General features: G+C 27.7%; 15 protein-coding genes. 4 read left to right on the top strand and 11 right to left on the bottom strand.

All coding sequences use genetic code 11. The features are described from left to right. Positions 1-103: 103 nt before the first annotated feature. The 7 genes from cmk to ACYUE0_RS03770 form a co-directional block, all read right to left on the bottom strand. The gene (cmk, locus tag ACYUE0_RS03800) at positions 104-760 is read right to left on the bottom strand and encodes a (d)CMP kinase (RefSeq protein ID WP_061994753.1); all 657 of its coding nucleotides are present in this window, start codon (positions 758-760) and stop codon (positions 104-106) included. Positions 761-776: 16 nt separating this feature from the next. Further along, positions 777-1,133, bottom strand: coding sequence for a chorismate mutase (gene aroH / locus ACYUE0_RS03795; protein WP_460269546.1), 357 nt, complete (start codon positions 1,131-1,133; stop codon positions 777-779). A gap of 3 nt (positions 1,134-1,136) precedes the next feature. After that, a complete protein-coding gene (locus ACYUE0_RS03790) occupies positions 1,137-2,360 on the bottom strand; it encodes a BaiN/RdsA family NAD(P)/FAD-dependent oxidoreductase (protein WP_460269545.1) in 1,224 nt (407 codons plus the stop codon). Positions 2,361-2,729: 369 nt separating this feature from the next. Continuing rightward, positions 2,730-4,082, bottom strand: coding sequence for an NADP-specific glutamate dehydrogenase (gene gdhA, locus ACYUE0_RS03785; RefSeq protein WP_460269544.1), 1,353 nt, complete (start codon positions 4,080-4,082; stop codon positions 2,730-2,732). 879 nt (positions 4,083-4,961) lie between these two features. After that, on the bottom strand, positions 4,962-5,837 hold the full coding sequence (locus tag ACYUE0_RS03780) for a MurR/RpiR family transcriptional regulator (RefSeq protein WP_010292085.1): 876 nt from the start codon (positions 5,835-5,837) through the stop codon (positions 4,962-4,964). Between the two features lie 549 nt (positions 5,838-6,386). Further along, on the bottom strand, positions 6,387-6,929 hold the full coding sequence (gene mnmM / locus ACYUE0_RS03775) for a tRNA 5-(aminomethyl)-2-thiouridylate-methyltransferase MnmM (protein WP_460269543.1): 543 nt from the start codon (positions 6,927-6,929) through the stop codon (positions 6,387-6,389). Positions 6,930-6,933: 4 nt separating this feature from the next. Continuing rightward, on the bottom strand, positions 6,934-7,659 hold the full coding sequence (locus ACYUE0_RS03770; RefSeq protein WP_061994758.1) for a pseudouridine synthase: 726 nt from the start codon (positions 7,657-7,659) through the stop codon (positions 6,934-6,936). Positions 7,660-7,819: 160 nt separating this feature from the next. Here ACYUE0_RS03770 and ACYUE0_RS03765 point away from each other — a divergent pair, with 160 nt between their 5' ends. Continuing rightward, a complete protein-coding gene (locus ACYUE0_RS03765) occupies positions 7,820-8,911 on the top strand; it encodes an iron-containing alcohol dehydrogenase family protein (RefSeq protein WP_460269542.1) in 1,092 nt (363 codons plus the stop codon). Between the two features lie 71 nt (positions 8,912-8,982). Here ACYUE0_RS03765 and ACYUE0_RS03760 read toward each other — a convergent pair whose 3' ends face one another. From ACYUE0_RS03760 to ACYUE0_RS03750, 3 genes are all read right to left on the bottom strand, one after another. After that, positions 8,983-9,129, bottom strand: a complete 147-nt coding sequence (locus tag ACYUE0_RS03760) for a hypothetical protein (RefSeq protein WP_157450840.1) — start codon at positions 9,127-9,129, stop codon at positions 8,983-8,985. A gap of 41 nt (positions 9,130-9,170) precedes the next feature. Further along, a complete protein-coding gene (locus tag ACYUE0_RS03755) occupies positions 9,171-9,728 on the bottom strand; it encodes a GNAT family N-acetyltransferase (RefSeq protein ID WP_460269541.1) in 558 nt (185 codons plus the stop codon). Positions 9,729-9,921: 193 nt separating this feature from the next. Next, positions 9,922-10,674: a nucleoside phosphorylase gene (locus ACYUE0_RS03750; RefSeq protein WP_460269540.1), complete on the bottom strand. Its 753-nt coding sequence runs from the start codon at positions 10,672-10,674 to the stop codon at positions 9,922-9,924. A 318-nt stretch (positions 10,675-10,992) separates the two neighbouring features. Between ACYUE0_RS03750 and recQ the strand changes: the two genes are divergently transcribed. The 3 genes from recQ to hcp (ACYUE0_RS03735) all read left to right on the top strand — a co-directional run bounded on the left by recQ (position 10,993) and on the right by hcp (ACYUE0_RS03735) (position 16,323). After that, a complete protein-coding gene (gene recQ / locus ACYUE0_RS03745) occupies positions 10,993-13,140 on the top strand; it encodes a DNA helicase RecQ (RefSeq protein ID WP_460269539.1) in 2,148 nt (715 codons plus the stop codon). A gap of 319 nt (positions 13,141-13,459) precedes the next feature. Next, the gene (gap, locus tag ACYUE0_RS03740) at positions 13,460-14,491 is read left to right on the top strand and encodes a type I glyceraldehyde-3-phosphate dehydrogenase (protein ID WP_061994762.1); all 1,032 of its coding nucleotides are present in this window, start codon (positions 13,460-13,462) and stop codon (positions 14,489-14,491) included. Between the two features lie 179 nt (positions 14,492-14,670). Beyond that, positions 14,671-16,323, top strand: a complete 1,653-nt coding sequence (hcp, locus tag ACYUE0_RS03735) for a hydroxylamine reductase (RefSeq protein WP_460269538.1) — start codon at positions 14,671-14,673, stop codon at positions 16,321-16,323. A 128-nt stretch (positions 16,324-16,451) separates the two neighbouring features. On the opposite strand, the gene hcp (ACYUE0_RS03730) is transcribed toward hcp (ACYUE0_RS03735), so the two are convergent. Next, complete coding sequence (hcp, locus tag ACYUE0_RS03730; protein WP_460269537.1) at positions 16,452-18,152, bottom strand: hydroxylamine reductase; 1,701 nt, start codon at positions 18,150-18,152, stop codon at positions 16,452-16,454. Positions 18,153-18,272 lie beyond the last annotated feature (120 nt).

Genomic DNA, 18,272 nt, shown 5'->3' with positions numbered 1-18,272 from the left:
TTATACTAATTTATTCCTTTGTAATTTCAATACTTTCATTAATTTGATATATTAATATCATACTACTATTTTAACACATTGTATATAAATACACTAATACTATTTACTTTTTTTTATTTTTTACATGATTACAAATTAACTCCACAACTTCGTCTATTCCTAAATATGAAGAATCTATTTCTATTGCATCATCTGCTTTAGTTAAGGGATTAAGTTCTCTTGTAGAATCTATAAAATCTCTTTTTTTAATATCTTCTAAAACATCTTCAAAATTCACATCTATTTTCTTTTCTGTTAATTCTTTACATCTTCTCATTGCTCTAGTTTCTGCACTAGCTGTTAAATAAAACTTATGTTGTGAATCTTTTAGTACTACTGTACCTATATCTCTGCCATCCATTATAACATCATAATTTTTAGCTATATCCTGTTGCATCTTAACAAGTTTCTCTCTAACCATAGGAATAGCCGCATAATTAGATACATTTTTGCTTATAATTGGCATAGTCAATTGATTGGTTATATCTTTTTTATTTAAAATAAGATTATCTCCATCAAAATACATTTCTGCATTGTTTAACAATTTCATAAGTCTATCTGTATCTTTATATGAAATGTTATTCTCTAATGCAATATATGTTACTGCTCTATACATAGAACCAGTATTTATATACATAAGCCCTAAATTTTTTCCTACTATTTTAGCAATTGTACTCTTACCTGCTCCTGCTGGACCGTCTATAGCAATAGCCATATTCATATTCCATTCTTCCCTTCTAACTATCCTTAATATCTAATCTTAATATTTCAGCATTTTTTAAATAAACAAAATGTACATCTCTTTCCTCTTCATCACTAACAACAGTAACTCTTATGCACATATTCAAGCTGCTTTCAACTTCCATCTCATTAAAATGCATAATACTAACTTTATTTAATTGAAATTTTTTTCTAATGAATGCTCCTGGGTAAGCTTTTGTTATATCTTTAGTACATGAAAATATTAATGCTTTTATTTTGCATAACTCTAAATTATTTTTCTCTATTATCCTTTTCATTAGTTCTATAGAATTTTTCTCTATGTCTTCTCTTGTATTCTCTTCTATTGTTATAGCCCCTCTAATTGATAACATACTTTATTCGCTCACTTTCATTCCTGCAAGGTATCCTGTAGAAAAAGCTATTTGTACATTATAGCCACCAGTATAAGCATCTACATCTATTATTTCACCAGCAAAGCTTAAATTTTCTACTATCTTTGATTTCATCGTAGATGGATCTATTTCCTTGGTATCAATTCCTCCAGCAGTTACTATAGCTTCCGATACAGGTCTTAAGCCTTTATAAGTTAAATTGAAATCATGTATTAAATCTACAAATTTTTTTCTTTCCTCTTTTGTTATAGCATTTACCTTTTTATTTTCATCAATTCCGCTTAATTGAACCATAATTGGTATAAGTTTTTTAGGAAATAAACCATCTAAGGAATTTTTAAAGTCTCTATTTAAATTTTCCTTAAAATCCTTCTGAACTCTCTTATCTAATTCTTCTAATGTTAATGCTGGCTTAAAATTTATAGATATTTTATACTTTTCATTCTCTTTTATATTACTACTAGCACTTAATACTAGTGGTCCTGAAATACCAAAATGAGTAAATAGCATTTCTCCTAATTCTTTAAATGCTACTTTGTTTTTATTATTTTTAATACTTAATTCTACATTTTTAAGTGATAACCCTTGAAGATCTTTTATAAAATCATCACTTAATTCAATAGGCACTAAAGAAGGTTTTAATGATATAATGCTATGACCTGTTTTTTTTATTTCTTCTAATATAACCCCATCTGAACCTGTATGAGGGTAAGAAGCTCCTCCTCCACAAATTATGAAATGATCTCCATATATTTTTTTGCCATTAGATAATATTATTTCCGTTATTCTATTATTATCTAAAACAAGCTTTTCTACATTAGAATTAAGCATAATTTCAACATTAGAATTTTTTAATTCATTTTCTAGTGTTTTTATTATATCTGAAGATTTATCTGAAACTGGAAATACTCTGTCCCCTCTTTCCACTTTAAGCTTTGTTCCTTTGCTTTCAAAAAAATTCATAGTATCTTCATTAGTAAAAGAATATAACGAACTATATAAAAAGTAAGGGTTAGTTGGTATATGATTTATAAATTCACCAATATCTTTCGCATTAGTAACATTACAACGACCCTTTCCTGTTATAAAAAGCTTTTTGCCAATCTTTTCATTTTTTTCAATTAGTAAGACTTTATTGTATTTTGCTGCAGAAATAGCAGCCATCATACCTGCTGGGCCTCCTCCAACAACAACGACTTTTGACATTGCGCCACCACCTATTAATTTGATGTTATTTAAAATTTTCTATTTCAATAGTTAAATAAGTTTCAATACATTATTTTATCATATTAAATTTAAGAATGTATTTAGAATAAAACTTTTTATAATCCAGATATATATTAAACTTCAAGCCTGATTCACTTTTAAACTTTATGTTTAATATACTCATTTAATTATAATTTAAAACCTATAACTTTTAAATTATACTCTAAATAAATAGTATGTATCAATAGAAACTACTAATTTTTTAATCTTCAATAAAGAAATTTTAAATAAAAATTAAAAAAACAAAAAAGGGTGTCTAACCCTTTTAATACAAATTTATTATAAGACACCCTTTAAATATATTCTATATTAGTATATTCCTTGTGCATACATAGCTTCTGCAACTTTTAAGAAACCAGCTATATTAGCTCCTGCAACTAGGTTATAACCAAATCCATATTCTTTAGCAGCGTTTTCTGCATTCTTATGAATATTTTTCATTATTTGATGAAGTTTAGCATCAACTTCTTCAGCTGTCCAAGAGTATCTCATGCTGTTTTGAGCCATTTCTAAAGCAGAAACTGAAACTCCACCAGCATTAGCTGCTTTTGCTGGTCCAACAGTTAAACCTTGATCTAAGAAATATTGTAATGCATCATTAGTACATGGCATGTTAGCTGCTTCACAAACAAATTTAGTTCCATTTTCAACTATTTGTTTTGCATGTTCTATTCGAATATCATTTTGAGTTGCACATGGTATTATTATATCAGCTTTAACTCCCCATGGTTTTTCTCCTGCATGGAATTCACATCCAAATTTATCAGCATAATCTTGAGCTTTATCTCTTCCTGAAGCTCTCATTTCTAATAAATAATTAACTTTTTCATCAGTTATAACTCCTTCTGAATCATAAACATATCCATCTGGTCCAGATATTGTTACAACTTTACCACCAAGTTCTGCAACTTTTTTACAAACACCCCAAGCAACTTGTCCGAATCCAGATATAGCAACTGTTTTTCCTTTTATATCTGTACCTTGATGATGTAACATTTCTTGACAGAAATAAGTTACTCCAAATCCTGTTGCTTCTGGTCTTACTAAACTACCACCAAATGATAATCCTTTACCTGTGAAAACACCGTTTTCAAAGGCGCCTCTTAGCCTTCTATAATGTCCGTATAAATAACCAATTTCTCTTGCACCTACACCCATATCTCCTGCTGGAACGTCTATATCAGGTCCTATATGTCTATATAACTCAGACATAAAGCTTTCACAGAACCTTCTTATTTCAGCATCTGACTTGCCTCTTGGGTCAAAATCAGAACCACCTTTACCTCCACCTATTGGAAGTCCTGTTAGGGAATTTTTTAATATTTGTTCAAAACCTAAGAATTTTATTATTCCTAAGTAAACTGATGGATGAAATCTTAATCCACCTTTATAAGGTCCTATAACTCCGTTGAATTGCACTCTAAATCCTCTGTTCACATGAACATTACCATTGTCATCTGTCCAAGGCACTTTAAACATTATTTGTCTTTCTGGTTCGCAGAATCTTTCTAGTAAGTTTGATTCAACATATTCTGGATGTTTGTCTATAACTGGTGCTAATGTGTGAAAAACTTCTTCAACTGCTTGTATGAATTCTGGCTCCCCATTATTTCTCTTTCTAACATTTTCTAATACTTGATCAATGTAAGCTTTAGTATTCACGGCTATTCCCCCCAATAAATTTGTTGTAATTTTAATTAATTTTTTAAATATTTAAAAAATTTTAAATATTTTATTTCTTTCATTCATTGTATACCTTTCCATGTAGTAATTGCAAGGTATATTTTTATTTTTTAAGTAAATGATTTTTTGCACGTCAATAATTTGAAAATTTTATATTTATAAAAAATTTTATTTTTTCTAATTATTATAATAATTCATGTTTTATAGTAAATCAATATAATTTATAACTATTTTTTATATTGTCTATGTATTTTTTATAACATTATTCAAAAATTTTGTAAAGCTTAATCTTCGTCAAAATTTTACCATAGTTTTTTGTTAAAACACTAATACTTCCTCTTATAAACTTATTTTTCAAAATTACTAGTAATTTCATTTTTTCAACATTTTTATAAATATTATAATTTTATTATATATTTTTAAAAATCAATATTTTTATGAAATTACACTTTTGAAAGATTTATTTATTGCAATTTTAATACAATTATACTTTATTTTAAAAAATATTTTTATTTGAAAACAATAAGTAATTTGTTAATAATAATTAACAAATTTGTGAAAAGATTTAATATTGTTTTATTATAAAACAATATTAAATCTTTTCACAAACCAATTGTATACGTTTTTATAAAAAATATATTTTTATGAAACTTATTATTTAATGAAGAGTTTCTTTTATTTTTGTAAATTCAAACTAGTCAGATAATACTTTTTAAACAAACTTTGTTAAATTTATATTTATTTTATGTAATTTTATGTAATTTTATGTAATTTTATGGTTTTAAATTGAATTTTGTATATTTTTATTTTATAATAAAAAAGATTATAAGCTCCCACAAGTTGAGCTTATAATCTTTTTTATCTGTCTTCTTTTTTATAAGAATAAACCTGATAGTTTTGCCACATATTTTCTAAATCAGCAAATGTTTGAGAAATTTTATCCTTTTCTCTTAATCCTACTGCAATTATTAATGCATTTATTACACTTAACGGTGCAACTAATGAATCAACAAAAGATGCCATATTACTTTCTGCAACAAGAGTATAATCTGCTTTTGTTGCTAATGGAGATAACAAACTATCTGTAATAGCTATAACCTTAGCATTTCTTGATTTTGCAAAATTTAATGCTTCAATAGTTCTCATAGCGTATCTTGGAAATCCAATTCCTATAATACAATCATCCTCAGATAAATTTAGCATTTGTTCAAATATATCGCTCATACCATAAGATACTATTTTTACATTATCTAATATCAAATTTAAATAAAAACCTAAAAAATCAGCTAAAGCTGTAGAACTTCTTAATCCTATTATGTAAATATTCTTCGCTTCAAATATAGTATTTACTGCTTCATCAAAAGCGGAGTGGTTTATTTTTTCTAAAGTAACTCTTATGTTTTCAATATCTGATTTCAAAACACCTTTTAGTGCATTATTGTGGCTTATAAAGTCATTTGAAAGTTCTATCCTTTGAACTGTTGTAAGTTTATTTTTTATAAGTTCTTGAAGAGCCTTTTGAAGTTCTGGATAACCTTCATATCCTAATTGATTTGCGAATCTAACAACTGTTGACTCACTTACGCCTACACTATTTCCAAGTTTAGCAGCCGTCATAAATGCTGCTTTATCATAATGCTTTAATATATATTCTGCAATTAATTTTTGTCCTTTGCTAAGTCTTGGAAACTTAATTTGTATTAATCTCATAAGATCTTGATTGTTATTTTCCAAGTTACAACCCCCGTTCGTTCGCTAACGCTTTTTATTTTAATACTTGAGAAGTACTACATTTTTAGCCAAATATTTTCTCCAAATCAAATTTTAACACTTTATGAACCATATATCAATCAAATATTTCATTTTTTAGTATTTTGAATTTTTAAATTCATATACATTATATACCAATGCTTTTATTCATAAATATTTATATTTTTAAAGCAATTCTTTCATTTTAAAAAACATTCTTTATAGTTTTTATAATTATATATATGCTTTTAAGCTTTGATAACTGAAAGAATTATATATATTCAATAACTGTTATACTTCTTTTAATTAGAACTTTTTCTAATTTGCATATAAGTTAATTTTCCACTTATTCATTTATAGTATCTACCAACATTACTTATTTTATTTCCAAATTTATATTTTTTAAAAAAGATATGCTAATAAAAAGTGAATTTAGCATATCCTTTTTTTGCATTCCAAATATTTTATATTATATGGGGTTTCAAGTTGACTTTTAAAATTATCCATTCCAAAACTTGCATAATAAAAATACAACTATTTTTTTTCTATAATTAAAAGTTTAGGAGCTGATTCACTTCTATTTAAAACCTCATGTAGCATAACGCCATATAATTTTTTATCAAGATTTTTAACATATTTCATAATTGCCATCTCTTCTTTTTTTCCCTCATCATGTCCTACATAAATAGCTATTGAAACTATCCCACCTGAATTTAGCAATTCTAATCCACTCTCTATACTTTTTATAGTACTCTCTACCATAGTAGTTATAGACTTATCACCACCAGGTAAAAAACCCAAATTATACATAATTGCATCTACATTCTCTTTTATATATTTTTCTAATTTACTATGACTATCATTTATTAATTCAACTTTATTGTTATTTCTTTTTTTATAATTATCTACTGCTATTTTTTGTATATCAAAACTATAGACTTTATTAAATTTTTCACTTAAAAAATCTGTGTCATATCCATTACCTAATGTACCATCAATTGCAACATTTTTATTTTTAGTAAAGTTCTTTATTATATGCTGTGAAAGCATACTTACATCACTTACATACTCAAACATAAAACTACTCCCCTTTTAGATGTATAATTTCATCATCTGTTAAAAATCTATATTTACCTTCTTTAAGATTACCTAATTTAATGTTTCCAACAGACAATCTTTTAAGTCTTACAACCTTATGATTTATCGCATCACACATTTTTCTTACTTGTCTGTTTTTTCCTTCATGAATTACTATTTCTAAATCACATAATAAATTTTTCTTATCTTTATCATTTATTTTTAACAATTTACACTGAGCCGGAGCTGTTATATATCCACCTATGTCTACGCCTCTACAAAATCTTTCTATTTCTGATTTTGTAGGTATCCCCTTAACTGTGGCTATATAAACTTTGTTTTTTTCCACCCTAGGATGTATTACTCTGTTATATACATCTCCATCATTTGTAAGTAATATAAGACCTGAAGTATCATAATCTAACCTTCCTATAGGATATATTCTTTCATTTACATCTATCAAATCTATTATAGTTTTTCTTCCTTTTTCATCTTTAACTGTAGATACATATCCAACTGGCTTATTCAGTGCTATATATACCTTTCTTTTTTCTGGTTTTATTTTTTTATCGTCTACTTCTATAACATCCTTGTCTTTATCTACCTTTATTCCAAGTTCTTTTATAAAGACACCATTAACTTTAACTCTTCCAGATTGTATTATTTCTTCACATTTTCTTCTTGAGGCAACACCGCAACTTGCCATATACTTTTGTAATCTTTCTTCCAAATTCTCACATCCTAAATAATTTCAAATATAAGTTATTATAATATCTTAAATTTTAAAATGCAAATCACACTTGAAATCATATACCATTTGTTTAATAATTAAATTATATTATTATTCCGAATCTTTATTCTTTAAGTTATATAATTTAGGAGGAAAATTTATGAACAATACATTTTATATGCCTACAAAAATAATTTTAGGTGAAAATTGTTTAAATGATAATAAAAACTTATTAGAACCACTTGGAAATAAGGCTCTTTTAGTAACAGGAAAACATTCTTCTAGGATTAATGGTTCTTTAAATGATGTTGAAAAAGCTTTAAAAGATTTAAATATTGAATATTACTTATATAATGAAGTTGAAGAAAACCCTTCTCTAGACACTATTAACAAAATATCTACTTTAGGAAAGCTTAAAAATGTTGATTTTGTAATTGGAATTGGTGGTGGTTCACCTTTAGATGCTTCAAAGGCTGCTGCTGTACTTATTAATAATGTAGATGCCACAATAACTGATTTAGCAAATACCCCTTCTTTATCAGCCATTCCAGTAATAGCCATACCTACTACTGCTGGTACTGGTAGTGAGACTACACCATACTCAATAGTAACCGATCATAACTTAAGAACCAAAAGAGGAATATGTCAAAAAGTTTTTCCTATAATATCTTTTTTAGACCCATCTTATCTTATTAATATACCAATATCAATAAGAGTAAATACAGGAATAGATGCACTTTCTCATCTAATAGAAGGTTATTTATCTTCTAACGCTAATATATTAAGTGATAGTTTAGCAGAAAAGGGTCTGGAATATTTTGGAGATTGTATTTATTCCCTTCAAACTGAAAAGTTAAGTTTAAATCAATGTGAAAAATTACTTGTAGCTTCTACAATTGCTGGAATGGTAATTTCTCAAGCCGGAACATCATTACCACATGGAATGGGTTATGCTTTAACATATTATAAAAATATTCCTCATGGTAAAGCTAATGGGTTATTATTAAAGGAATATCTTAACTTTTGCAATGATAAAATAAAAGTTAACAAAATACTTTCACTTCTTAAGTTTAATAATCTAGATGATTTTGGAACATTTTTAGAAGGATTGTTTGGCGAAAAAATCTCTTTATCAGAAAAAGAAATTATAGAATACTCAGATTTTATGGCAAATAATACTTCAAAACTTAAAAACCATCCTACAAAAGTTACTGTTGAAGATATAGCGACCATTTATAAATCTACATTGTAAATTTATGTTTAAAGAAGAAATTATTTTAATTGCTATATAATAATTTCTTCTTTAATTTAAATATATTCACTTTATTTATTTTTCTTTTTTCCCTCATATTTTTTTAACTCATCCATAAATTTATATTCTTTTGTATTTTTATTTTTCTTTTTTCTTTTATCAATCCGCTTATAATCTACATAATTACTACTTTTAAACACCTCACTAACTCTTAACATCACAAATCCCCCCAACCTCTAATTTATATATATTCTCGTACTTATATATATTTCTCCTTCCATTCTTTCCTTAAGATGTCCATATATAAAACATCTTGAAACATTTCATTTCTGCTATCAAAAAAAGCCTCTCTAATTATTCCTATAGGTTTAAATCCTAATTTTCTATATAAACCTTGAGCTTTTCTGTTATCAATCAGAGTAGTTAATTCAATTTTATTTATATTAAAGCTTTTAAAAATAAAATTTATAAAATGATACAATGCATCTTTTCCATACCCTTTTCCCTGTTCATTTATCTCACAAATTTTTATTCCAAATTCACATTTTTCATTTTTTAAATCTAACCCACAATAATTAATCTCACCTATAGGTGCTAAATTATCTTTTTTACATATTATAAATCTCTTATCTTTTGGGAAGAGTTCTTCTTTTACTATTTCTCTGTTCACTATATTTTTAATTGCTTCTTTACTTTGAAGTGTTCCAAAAGCTAAACCCGCATGCCCCATTAATCCTCCATCATTCCACCATCTGTACAAAAGCTCTTCATCTCCACACTCTAATGGCCTTATAATTGTCAAATTTCCTATTATCATAAAAAATCTCCAATCTTTAACTATATTTTTTATAGGGATCCAAGTTGACTCTTAAAGTTATCCATTCCCAAACTTGGATACCTAAAATAGTGAGACATGCTCCGAATTACTTAGAATTCAACACTGCATCTTGTATAAAAATATTTTAAGGTTATTGAATAAATTTAAATTGGAGCTTGTTTCCCTATATACTTTATAATTTTTTTATTAGTTCTTCTACAACTTTAGTTGCTTTTTCAAGTCCACCTAGCACAATTTCTCCCCCAAAGCCTGGATTCCATTTATGCCATAACTCATCGCTTATAGCTAAAATATTACACACTTTTGTATTTGTAGCTTGTCCAAAAGCATACATAGCTGATGTCTCCATATCAACACCATACACCCCCAATTTAGAATATTTCTCTATTTGGTCTAAAGTTTCCTTATATATAGCATCAGTCGTCCATTGTGATCCTACAATATATTTATATCCTATAATTTTTAAAGAATTCTCCATTTTACATTTTAATTCTTCACAAGGATATACATTATCTTTATGATCTAGATAATGGTATGAAGTACCTTCTTCTCTTATGCTTTCATAAGGTATTAATAAATCACCAAGTTTTAAATTTTCATTCAAACTACCTGCAAGACCTATACCTATAAATACTTTTCCTCCAAGTTCCCTAAGTTCTTCCATTGCTGCTATAGTTGCTGGTGCACCTATACTGCTATAAAATAAAGTTACTAACTTCCCATTAACATTTATATTATATATTTCATGTCTTTTACCAAAAGTGTTATATGATGGATTAACCCCATTATACTTATCCTTTAAATAGTCTATAACATTATTAAACCAAGATAATATAACAACCTCTCCAACCTTAATGTCTTCTAATTTTACATTTTTACTTTCCAGCACATAGTTAATATAATCTTTAGATGTAAATCTTTCCATTTAATTCACCACTTTCTACAAATCATCTCCACCATAGGATTTTCGTTAATAATACCATTACTCTTAAGTTTTTTCAAAATAATAAGAATATTTCACATGTTGTCTTTTTTACTATATATCGGTTTTAAATTTTCTTAAATTAGTCTATGATAATAATAAGAGATTAATGCTATAAGGTTCCAAGTTTTAGAACTATTCATTTCAAAACTTGGATTCCCAAAAGATTAATGTAATCTCGTAAGTATTTAATTTCGGACTTATATAAATATATACTTTATATACTTTTATTATTATCAATTTTATGAGGTGAATTTATTAATGATTAATAAGGCTTTAGACGTTTTAAATAAATACTTTGGTTATAATAGTTTTAGAAAAGGGCAAGAAAATGTAATTGATTCTATTTTAAATCAAAATGATACTGTAGCTATAATGCCTACTGGTGGTGGTAAATCCATATGTTATCAACTTCCAGCAATTTTATTTGATGGTATAACAATTGTAGTATCGCCGTTAATTTCTCTTATGAAAGATCAAGTAGACAATTTAAAAGCTACTGGAATAAGCGCTGGATACATAAATAGTTCTCTTTCATCACTAGAATATAAAACCGTAAAAGAAAAAATATTAAATAATGATTTTAAAATACTTTATGTAGCGCCAGAACGATTGCTATCTCAAGATTTTATAACATTAATATCTAATGTCAATGTATCCTTTATAGCTATAGATGAGGCCCATTGCGTTTCTCAGTGGGGACATGATTTTAGATCTAGTTACACAAAAATAAATGAATTTATTAATCTTTTAAAAACCCGTCCAACTGTTGCTGCTTTTACTGCTACTGCTACAGAAGAAGTTAAAGATGATATGGTTAAACTTCTTCAATTAAATAAGCCTTCCATATTTATAACAGGCTTTGATAGGGAAAACTTAATACTAAAGGTTGTTCAAGGTGGAAACAAAGAAACTTTTATTTTAAACTACTTAAAAACTCACAAAGAAGATTCCGGTATAATTTATTGTGCTACACGAAAGGAAGTAGAATCCCTTTTCGAACTTTTAAATAGTAAAGATATTAAAGCTTTAAAATACCATGCTGGACTTTCTGATAATGAACGTTTAGAAAATCAAGAATCCTTTATTTACGATAACTGTAATATAATAATTGCTACCAATGCTTTTGGTATGGGCATAGATAAATCTAATGTAAGATTTGTAATACACCATAATATGCCTAAAAATATTGAAAGCTATTACCAAGAAATAGGTAGAGCAGGAAGAGATGGTGAAGAAAGTGAATGTATTCTTCTTTTTTCTCAATCAGATATACATCTTCAAAAATATTTAATTGATGTAAGCACTTATAATGAAACAAGAAAACTAAATGAGTACAACAAGTTGCAACTAATGGCAGATTTTTCATATTCTAATGATTGTCTTAAAAAATTCATTTTAAACTACTTTGGTGAAAACTATAACCAAGATTGTGGGAAATGTAGCAACTGCCATTTCGAAGGAGAGTTTGTTGACAAAACAGAAGAAGCTAGAAATGTACTATATTGTGTTTATGAAATGAAACGTCCCTTAGGGGTAACGTCTATTATAGATATACTTAAAGGCTCTAAAAATAAAAAAGTCTTAAGACTTGGCCTAGATAAACTTAATACTTACGGAATAATGAGTAATATCTCAAAAGACTATTTAAAAACTTTTATTCATACTCTTATATCTCATAGATATTTAGAAAGCCTACAAGGAACTTTTCCTACAGTAGGACTTACCGAAAAATCTATTCCTATCCTTAAAAGAGAAGAAAGTGTTATATTCAAGGAATTTGTAAATAAAGAATACTCCGATGCAAACAATGAACTACTAACAATTTTAAAATCTTTAAGAAGAGATATTGCCACTGATGAAAACATACCACCGTATGTTGTTTTTTCTGACAGCACCTTAAAAGAACTTAGCATAAGGCTTCCTATTAATAAAGAAGAATTACTTGATATAAGTGGGGTTGGAGAACACAAATGTGAAAAGTATGGAACTCTATTTTTAAATGTAATAAGTTCATATGTAAATGAAAATAATATAACCTTAGATTTTGTTTTCACTAAAACAAAAAATGAATCTCAAGCTAGAGGTTCCTCTCATAAAAGCAAAACTATAGAAGTTACAATGGACTTACTAAGTAATAACCCATCTATTGAAAATGCTTGTAAACAACGTAATCTTCAAATAGGAACTATACTTGAGCATATAAAAAAATATTTAGAAGAACATAAAAATACTAATTTGCCTCTAGATTTCTCTAACTTATATGATGAAGATAATGAAAAAGAAATTTTAGATGCAATAAACCAAGTAGGAAGAAACAGATTAAAACCTATCAAAGAAATAGTAAATCCTAATATAACTTACGACGAGATAAAAGTAGTTATATTTAAGAATTATTTTGTTTCATAAATAGAATTTAATCATCTTTATTAACAAATAAATTTTATTATTAATACAAAATTCAAAAGTGTACACTTTTTATCACTACAACATACTATATAGTATTATATTTAATATATAGTATGTTGTTTTAAAGTATTCAAGAGCATTTAAGAGATATTGTTATCTTTTTCAACGGTATTCAACTTATTTTTATTTTTATTATGCTATACTTTATTTGATTTTTTTCTATTTATGTTGTACTATATTCTTGTAAAGAAAATACGTAATTAATTGATTTAATAATAAATTTTAAAAAGTTTTTAATGAATACTCAGGGGGTAGTTTTATGATAAATGTAGGTATAAACGGATTTGGAAGAATAGGAAGAACATTTTTAAGAATAGCTTCTGAAAATCCTGATAATAATTTTAATATAGTATCAATAAATGCTAGAGCTGATGTTGAAACATTAGCACATCTATTTGTTTATGATTCATGTTTCGGAACTTTCAAAGGTGATGTAAAAACAACTGAAGACTCTCTAATAATAAATGGAAAAGAAATCAAAATAACAAGATGTGCAGAACCAAAGGATATTCCTTGGGAAGCTCTTAATGTTAATTTAGTTATAGAATCTACTGGAAAATTCAAAACTAGAGAAGAACTTATGGGCCACGTAGACGCTGGTGCAAAAAAAGTTATATTAACAGCTCCAGGAAAAGATGAAGATATAACTGTTGTTATGGGAGTAAATGATGATAAGCTAGATGTATCTAAACATACTTTAATTTCCAATGCATCTTGCACAACAAATTGTTTAGCTCCAGTAGTTAAAGTGTTAAATGAAAAATTTGGTATAGTGAACGGATTTATGACTACTATCCACTCATATACAAACGACCAACAAATACTAGATAAGAGCCATAAAGATTTAAGAAGAGCTAGAGCTGCTGGCCAATCAATAGTTCCAACTTCAACTGGTGCTGCAAAAGCTGTTGCAAAAGTTTTACCGGAACTTAGCGGAAAACTTAATGGGTTTGCTTTAAGAGTACCAACAGCAGCAGTATCAATAACTGATTTAGTTTGCGAACTTGAAAAAGAAGTTACTATTGAAGAATTAAATAACGCATTTAAAGATGCATCTGAAAATGAATTAAAAGGAATCTTAGGATATTGTGATTTACCTTTAGTTTCTGTTGATTTTAAAGGTGATGATAGATCTTCAATACTTGATGCACTTTCAACTATGGTAAACGGCAAAATGGTTAAAGTTGCTGCATGGTATGACAATGAATGGGGATATTCTGCAAGAGTTGTAGATTTAGCTAATGTGGTAGCAGAAGCCTTAAATTCTGAAGTAGTTTGTAAAACTGCTTAAAACTTAAAACAACCTCTAAAATAACTACTTATACGAGAGTATAGTAGTTATTTTTTTATTTTAAATTTTAATTCACTTTACCTATGCAAATTAGTTTCATATTACTTTCTAAAAGAATATTTATACTTATCTTTACCAATACTAGATTTGATTACTAAACTAATATAGGAGGTTTTTTTATGGAGAATGATATGTTTTGCTATCAATGTGAGCAAACTGTTGGAGGAAAAGGTTGCACTAAAGTAGGTGTTTGTGGTAAAACACCGGATATTGCAAACCTTCAAGATTTACTTATATATCAATTAAAGGGTATGAGTTTTTACGGACTTGAACTTATTAAAAAAGGTGAAAAAATTGATAAAAAGTATATATCTTTTATAGAAGATAGTTTATTTTCAACTCTTACAAATGTTAACTTTGATTTAGAATTTTTTGTTAATCAATTAAAAAAATCTAAAAAATATAAAAATGAATTAAAATCTAAGATAGCTAATACTATTGATGAATCTGATATAGCAAGATATCAATTACCTGACAATAAAGAAGAAATGTTAAAGGACTCTAAAATAGCAGGCATTATGTACAATGAAAATTTGGATGCTGATATTCGTTCAGTAAGACAAACCATAATTTACTGTCTAAAAGGAATTAGCGCATATTCTCATCAAGCAAGATTTATAAATTATCATGACGATGATGTTGACAATTTTTATTTTGAAGCATTATCAGCAGTTATAGATGATTCATTATCACTAGAAAACCTAATTGATGTAATGATAAAAGCTGGTAAAATGTCTGTTAAATGTATGGAGGTACTTGATAAAGCTAATAACGAATTATTCCAATCTCCATCTCCTCAAAAAGTGAATGTAAAAACTAAAAAAGGACCTTTCATAGTAGTTTCTGGTCATGATTTAAAAGATTTAGAAATGCTTCTTGAGCAAACCAAAGATAAGGGAATAAATGTTTATACCCATGGCGAAATGTTGCCTGCTCATGGTTATCCTAGCCTTAATAGATATGCTCACCTTGTAGGTAACTTTGGAGGAGCTTGGCAAGATCAACAAAAAGACTTTGACAATATTCCTGGATGCATTTTAATGACAACTAATTGTCTTATGAAACCTCGTGATTCTTACAGCGACAGAATTTTTACAACTAGTGTTGTTGGTTGGAAGAATATAAAGCATATTTCCAAAGAAAATAATGGAACTAAGGACTTTTCAGAAATAATAGATAAAGCCTTAGAACTTGGTGGCTTTAAGGAAGATGAAGTTCCACAGGAAATTTTAGTAGGATTTGGGCATAAAGCAACATTAAGCCATGCAGAAAAAATAATAAAACTTGTTAAAGAGGGAAAAATTAAACGTTTCTTTGTAATAGGTGGTTGTGATGGTGCTAGGCCCGGTAGAAATTATTACACAGAATTTGCTAAACAACTTCCTGATGATTGTATAATTCTCACTTTAGCTTGTGGAAAATACAGATTTAACAAGTTAGATTTTGGTGATATAGATGGAATACCTAGACTTTTAGACATAGGACAATGTAATGACGCTTATTCAGCAGTAAGAATAGCATTAGCTCTTGCAGATGCTTTTAATTGTACTGTTAATGATCTTCCTCTATCTATTATACTCTCATGGTATGAACAAAAAGCTGTTGCTGATTTGTTAGCATTACTTTCACTAGATATAAAAGGAATTTACCTTGGTCCATCACTTCCAGCATTTCTATCACCTAATGTACTTCAATATCTTATAGACAATTTTGATATAAAACCTATAAGCACACCAGAAGATGATTTAAAATCAATCTTTAGAAATTCATAATACAAAAAAGACTGCCAAAGCAGTCTTTTTTTATATTATGATATTATAATTATATTTTAAATTAGTAAATGGTAATTTTACTCTAAACTAAAACTTTATTTAAAACATATATCTCACTATTTGTTTTATTAAGACATGAACATGTTTATATCATCATCAACATTTGTTATTCCACCAATTCCAAAGTTATCAACTAATACTTTTGTTACATTTGGTGATAAGAACGCTGGTAATGTTGGTCCCAAATGTATATTTTTGACTCCTAAATGCAATAATGATAATAATACTATAACTGCCTTTTGCTCATACCATGCTATATTATAGCTTATTGGCAAATCATTTACACTTTCAACACCAAATACTTCTGCAAGTTTTAAAGCTATTACAACTAATGAATATGAATCATTACATTGCCCTGCATCTAGCACTCTAGGAATTCCGTTAATATCTCCTAAATTTAATTTATTATACTTATATTTTGCACAGCCTGCTGTTAAAATTATTGTATCTTTGGGTAACTTTTCTGCAAACTCCGTATAGTAATTTCTTGATTTAGCTCTTCCATCACATCCAGCCATAACAAAGAATCTCTTTATAGCTCCCTCTTTTATAGCTTCAACAACTTTATCTGCTAATGCAATAACTTGATTATGAGCAAAACCTCCAACAATCTGTCCCTTTTCTATTTCTGTAGGTGCTTTGCATTTTTTAGCCATCTGTATTAATTGAGAAAAATCTTTTTTACCAAATTTATCAGTTTCTATATGCTTACATCCTGGAACACCTGTTGATCCTGTTGTAAATAATCTATTTTTATAAGAATTGGATGGAATTACAACACAATTCGTTGTCATAAGTATTACTCCATTAAACTTTTCAAATTCTTCTTTTTGTTTCCACCAAGCATTTCCATAGTTACCTGCAAAATGTTTATACTTTTTGAACTTAGGATAGTATTGTCCTGCTAACATTTCACCATGTGTATAAACATCTACTCCTGTTCCTTCTGTTTGCTGAAGTAACATCTCTAAATCTTTCAAATCATGTCCTGATATTAATATTCCCGGATTATTTCTTACCCCTATATCTACTGTTGTAATCTCTGGATGACCATAAGTTTTAGTATTAGCATCATCAAGTAATGCCATTCCATCCACACCATATTTTCCTGCTTCAAGGGCTAACCCTACTAAATCATCTACCGTTAAAGTATCATCTAAAGTTGCGGCTAATGCTTTTGCCATAAATCCATGAATTTCATCACTATCGTATTCTAAATTCATAGCGTGTTTCATATATGCTGATAATCCCTTTAGTCCATAAATTATAAGTTCTCTCAAACTTCTTATATCCTCATTTTCAGTTGCTAATACTCCAACTGTTTCCGATTTTTGCACAAAAGCTAATTCATTATTACCCTTCCATTGGGCAGCATCTGGAATAATTATTTCTTCAGTATTCATACCTAATATTTTTTTTAGAAAACCACCAGTTACCTTTGTCTCTCCTATAACGCCACCAGCTTTTAAAACTTTAACTTTTAAGCTTTCTCTTAATTTTAAAGTCTCTTTAATTCTTCCTAAAAGATCTTCTCTATCAAAATTTGCATTTGTAATTGTTGAAAATAGATTTTCTGTTATACATTTATCTACTTCTTTATCTATCACACCAACTTTTCTACCTTCATTACTTATAATTGCAAGACCTTTAGTAACATATACCAATAAGTCTTGAGTTTTTGCTACATCTTCAGTTTTTCCACAAACACCTTTTACTGTACATCCCTTACATCCTGCTGCTTCTTGGCATTGATAACAAAACATTCCCATTATAAATTCCTCCTTAATTTTTTCGTACTATTTCTATGTATCATAAGGTTTTAAATTTTAATTTTAACTTATACCTTTATAAAATAATAATTTTCCAATTTAAATAAAATGTATATTAGT

The sequence above is a fragment of the Clostridium sp. CTA-19 genome, assembly GCF_054767855.1.
Note: the sequence above shows the minus strand (reverse complement) of the source record. Positions and strands in the feature narration are given on the sequence as shown.

Bases quoted from the DNA above. Each gene is read 5' to 3' on its own strand.
- ACYUE0_RS03760 (WP_157450840.1), bottom strand. From the start codon at position 9,129: ATGTTAAGAGTTAGTGAGGTGTTTAAAAGTAGTAATTATGTAGATTAT.
- hcp (WP_460269537.1), bottom strand. From the start codon at position 18,152: ATGGGAATGTTTTGTTATCAATGCCAAGAAGCAGCAGGATGTAAGGGA.
- ACYUE0_RS03750 (WP_460269540.1), bottom strand. From the start codon at position 10,674: ATGGAAAGATTTACATCTAAAGATTATATTAACTATGTGCTGGAAAGT.
- hcp (WP_460269538.1), top strand. From the start codon at position 14,671: ATGGAGAATGATATGTTTTGCTATCAATGTGAGCAAACTGTTGGAGGA.
- cmk (WP_061994753.1), bottom strand. From the start codon at position 760: ATGAATATGGCTATTGCTATAGACGGTCCAGCAGGAGCAGGTAAGAGT.
- aroH (WP_460269546.1), bottom strand. From the start codon at position 1,133: ATGTTATCAATTAGAGGGGCTATAACAATAGAAGAGAATACAAGAGAA.
- ACYUE0_RS03790 (WP_460269545.1), bottom strand. From the start codon at position 2,360: ATGTCAAAAGTCGTTGTTGTTGGAGGAGGCCCAGCAGGTATGATGGCT.
- recQ (WP_460269539.1), top strand. From the start codon at position 10,993: ATGATTAATAAGGCTTTAGACGTTTTAAATAAATACTTTGGTTATAAT.
- gap (WP_061994762.1), top strand. From the start codon at position 13,460: ATGATAAATGTAGGTATAAACGGATTTGGAAGAATAGGAAGAACATTT.
- ACYUE0_RS03765 (WP_460269542.1), top strand. From the start codon at position 7,820: ATGAACAATACATTTTATATGCCTACAAAAATAATTTTAGGTGAAAAT.
- ACYUE0_RS03755 (WP_460269541.1), bottom strand. From the start codon at position 9,728: ATGATAATAGGAAATTTGACAATTATAAGGCCATTAGAGTGTGGAGAT.
- mnmM (WP_460269543.1), bottom strand. From the start codon at position 6,929: ATGTTTGAGTATGTAAGTGATGTAAGTATGCTTTCACAGCATATAATA.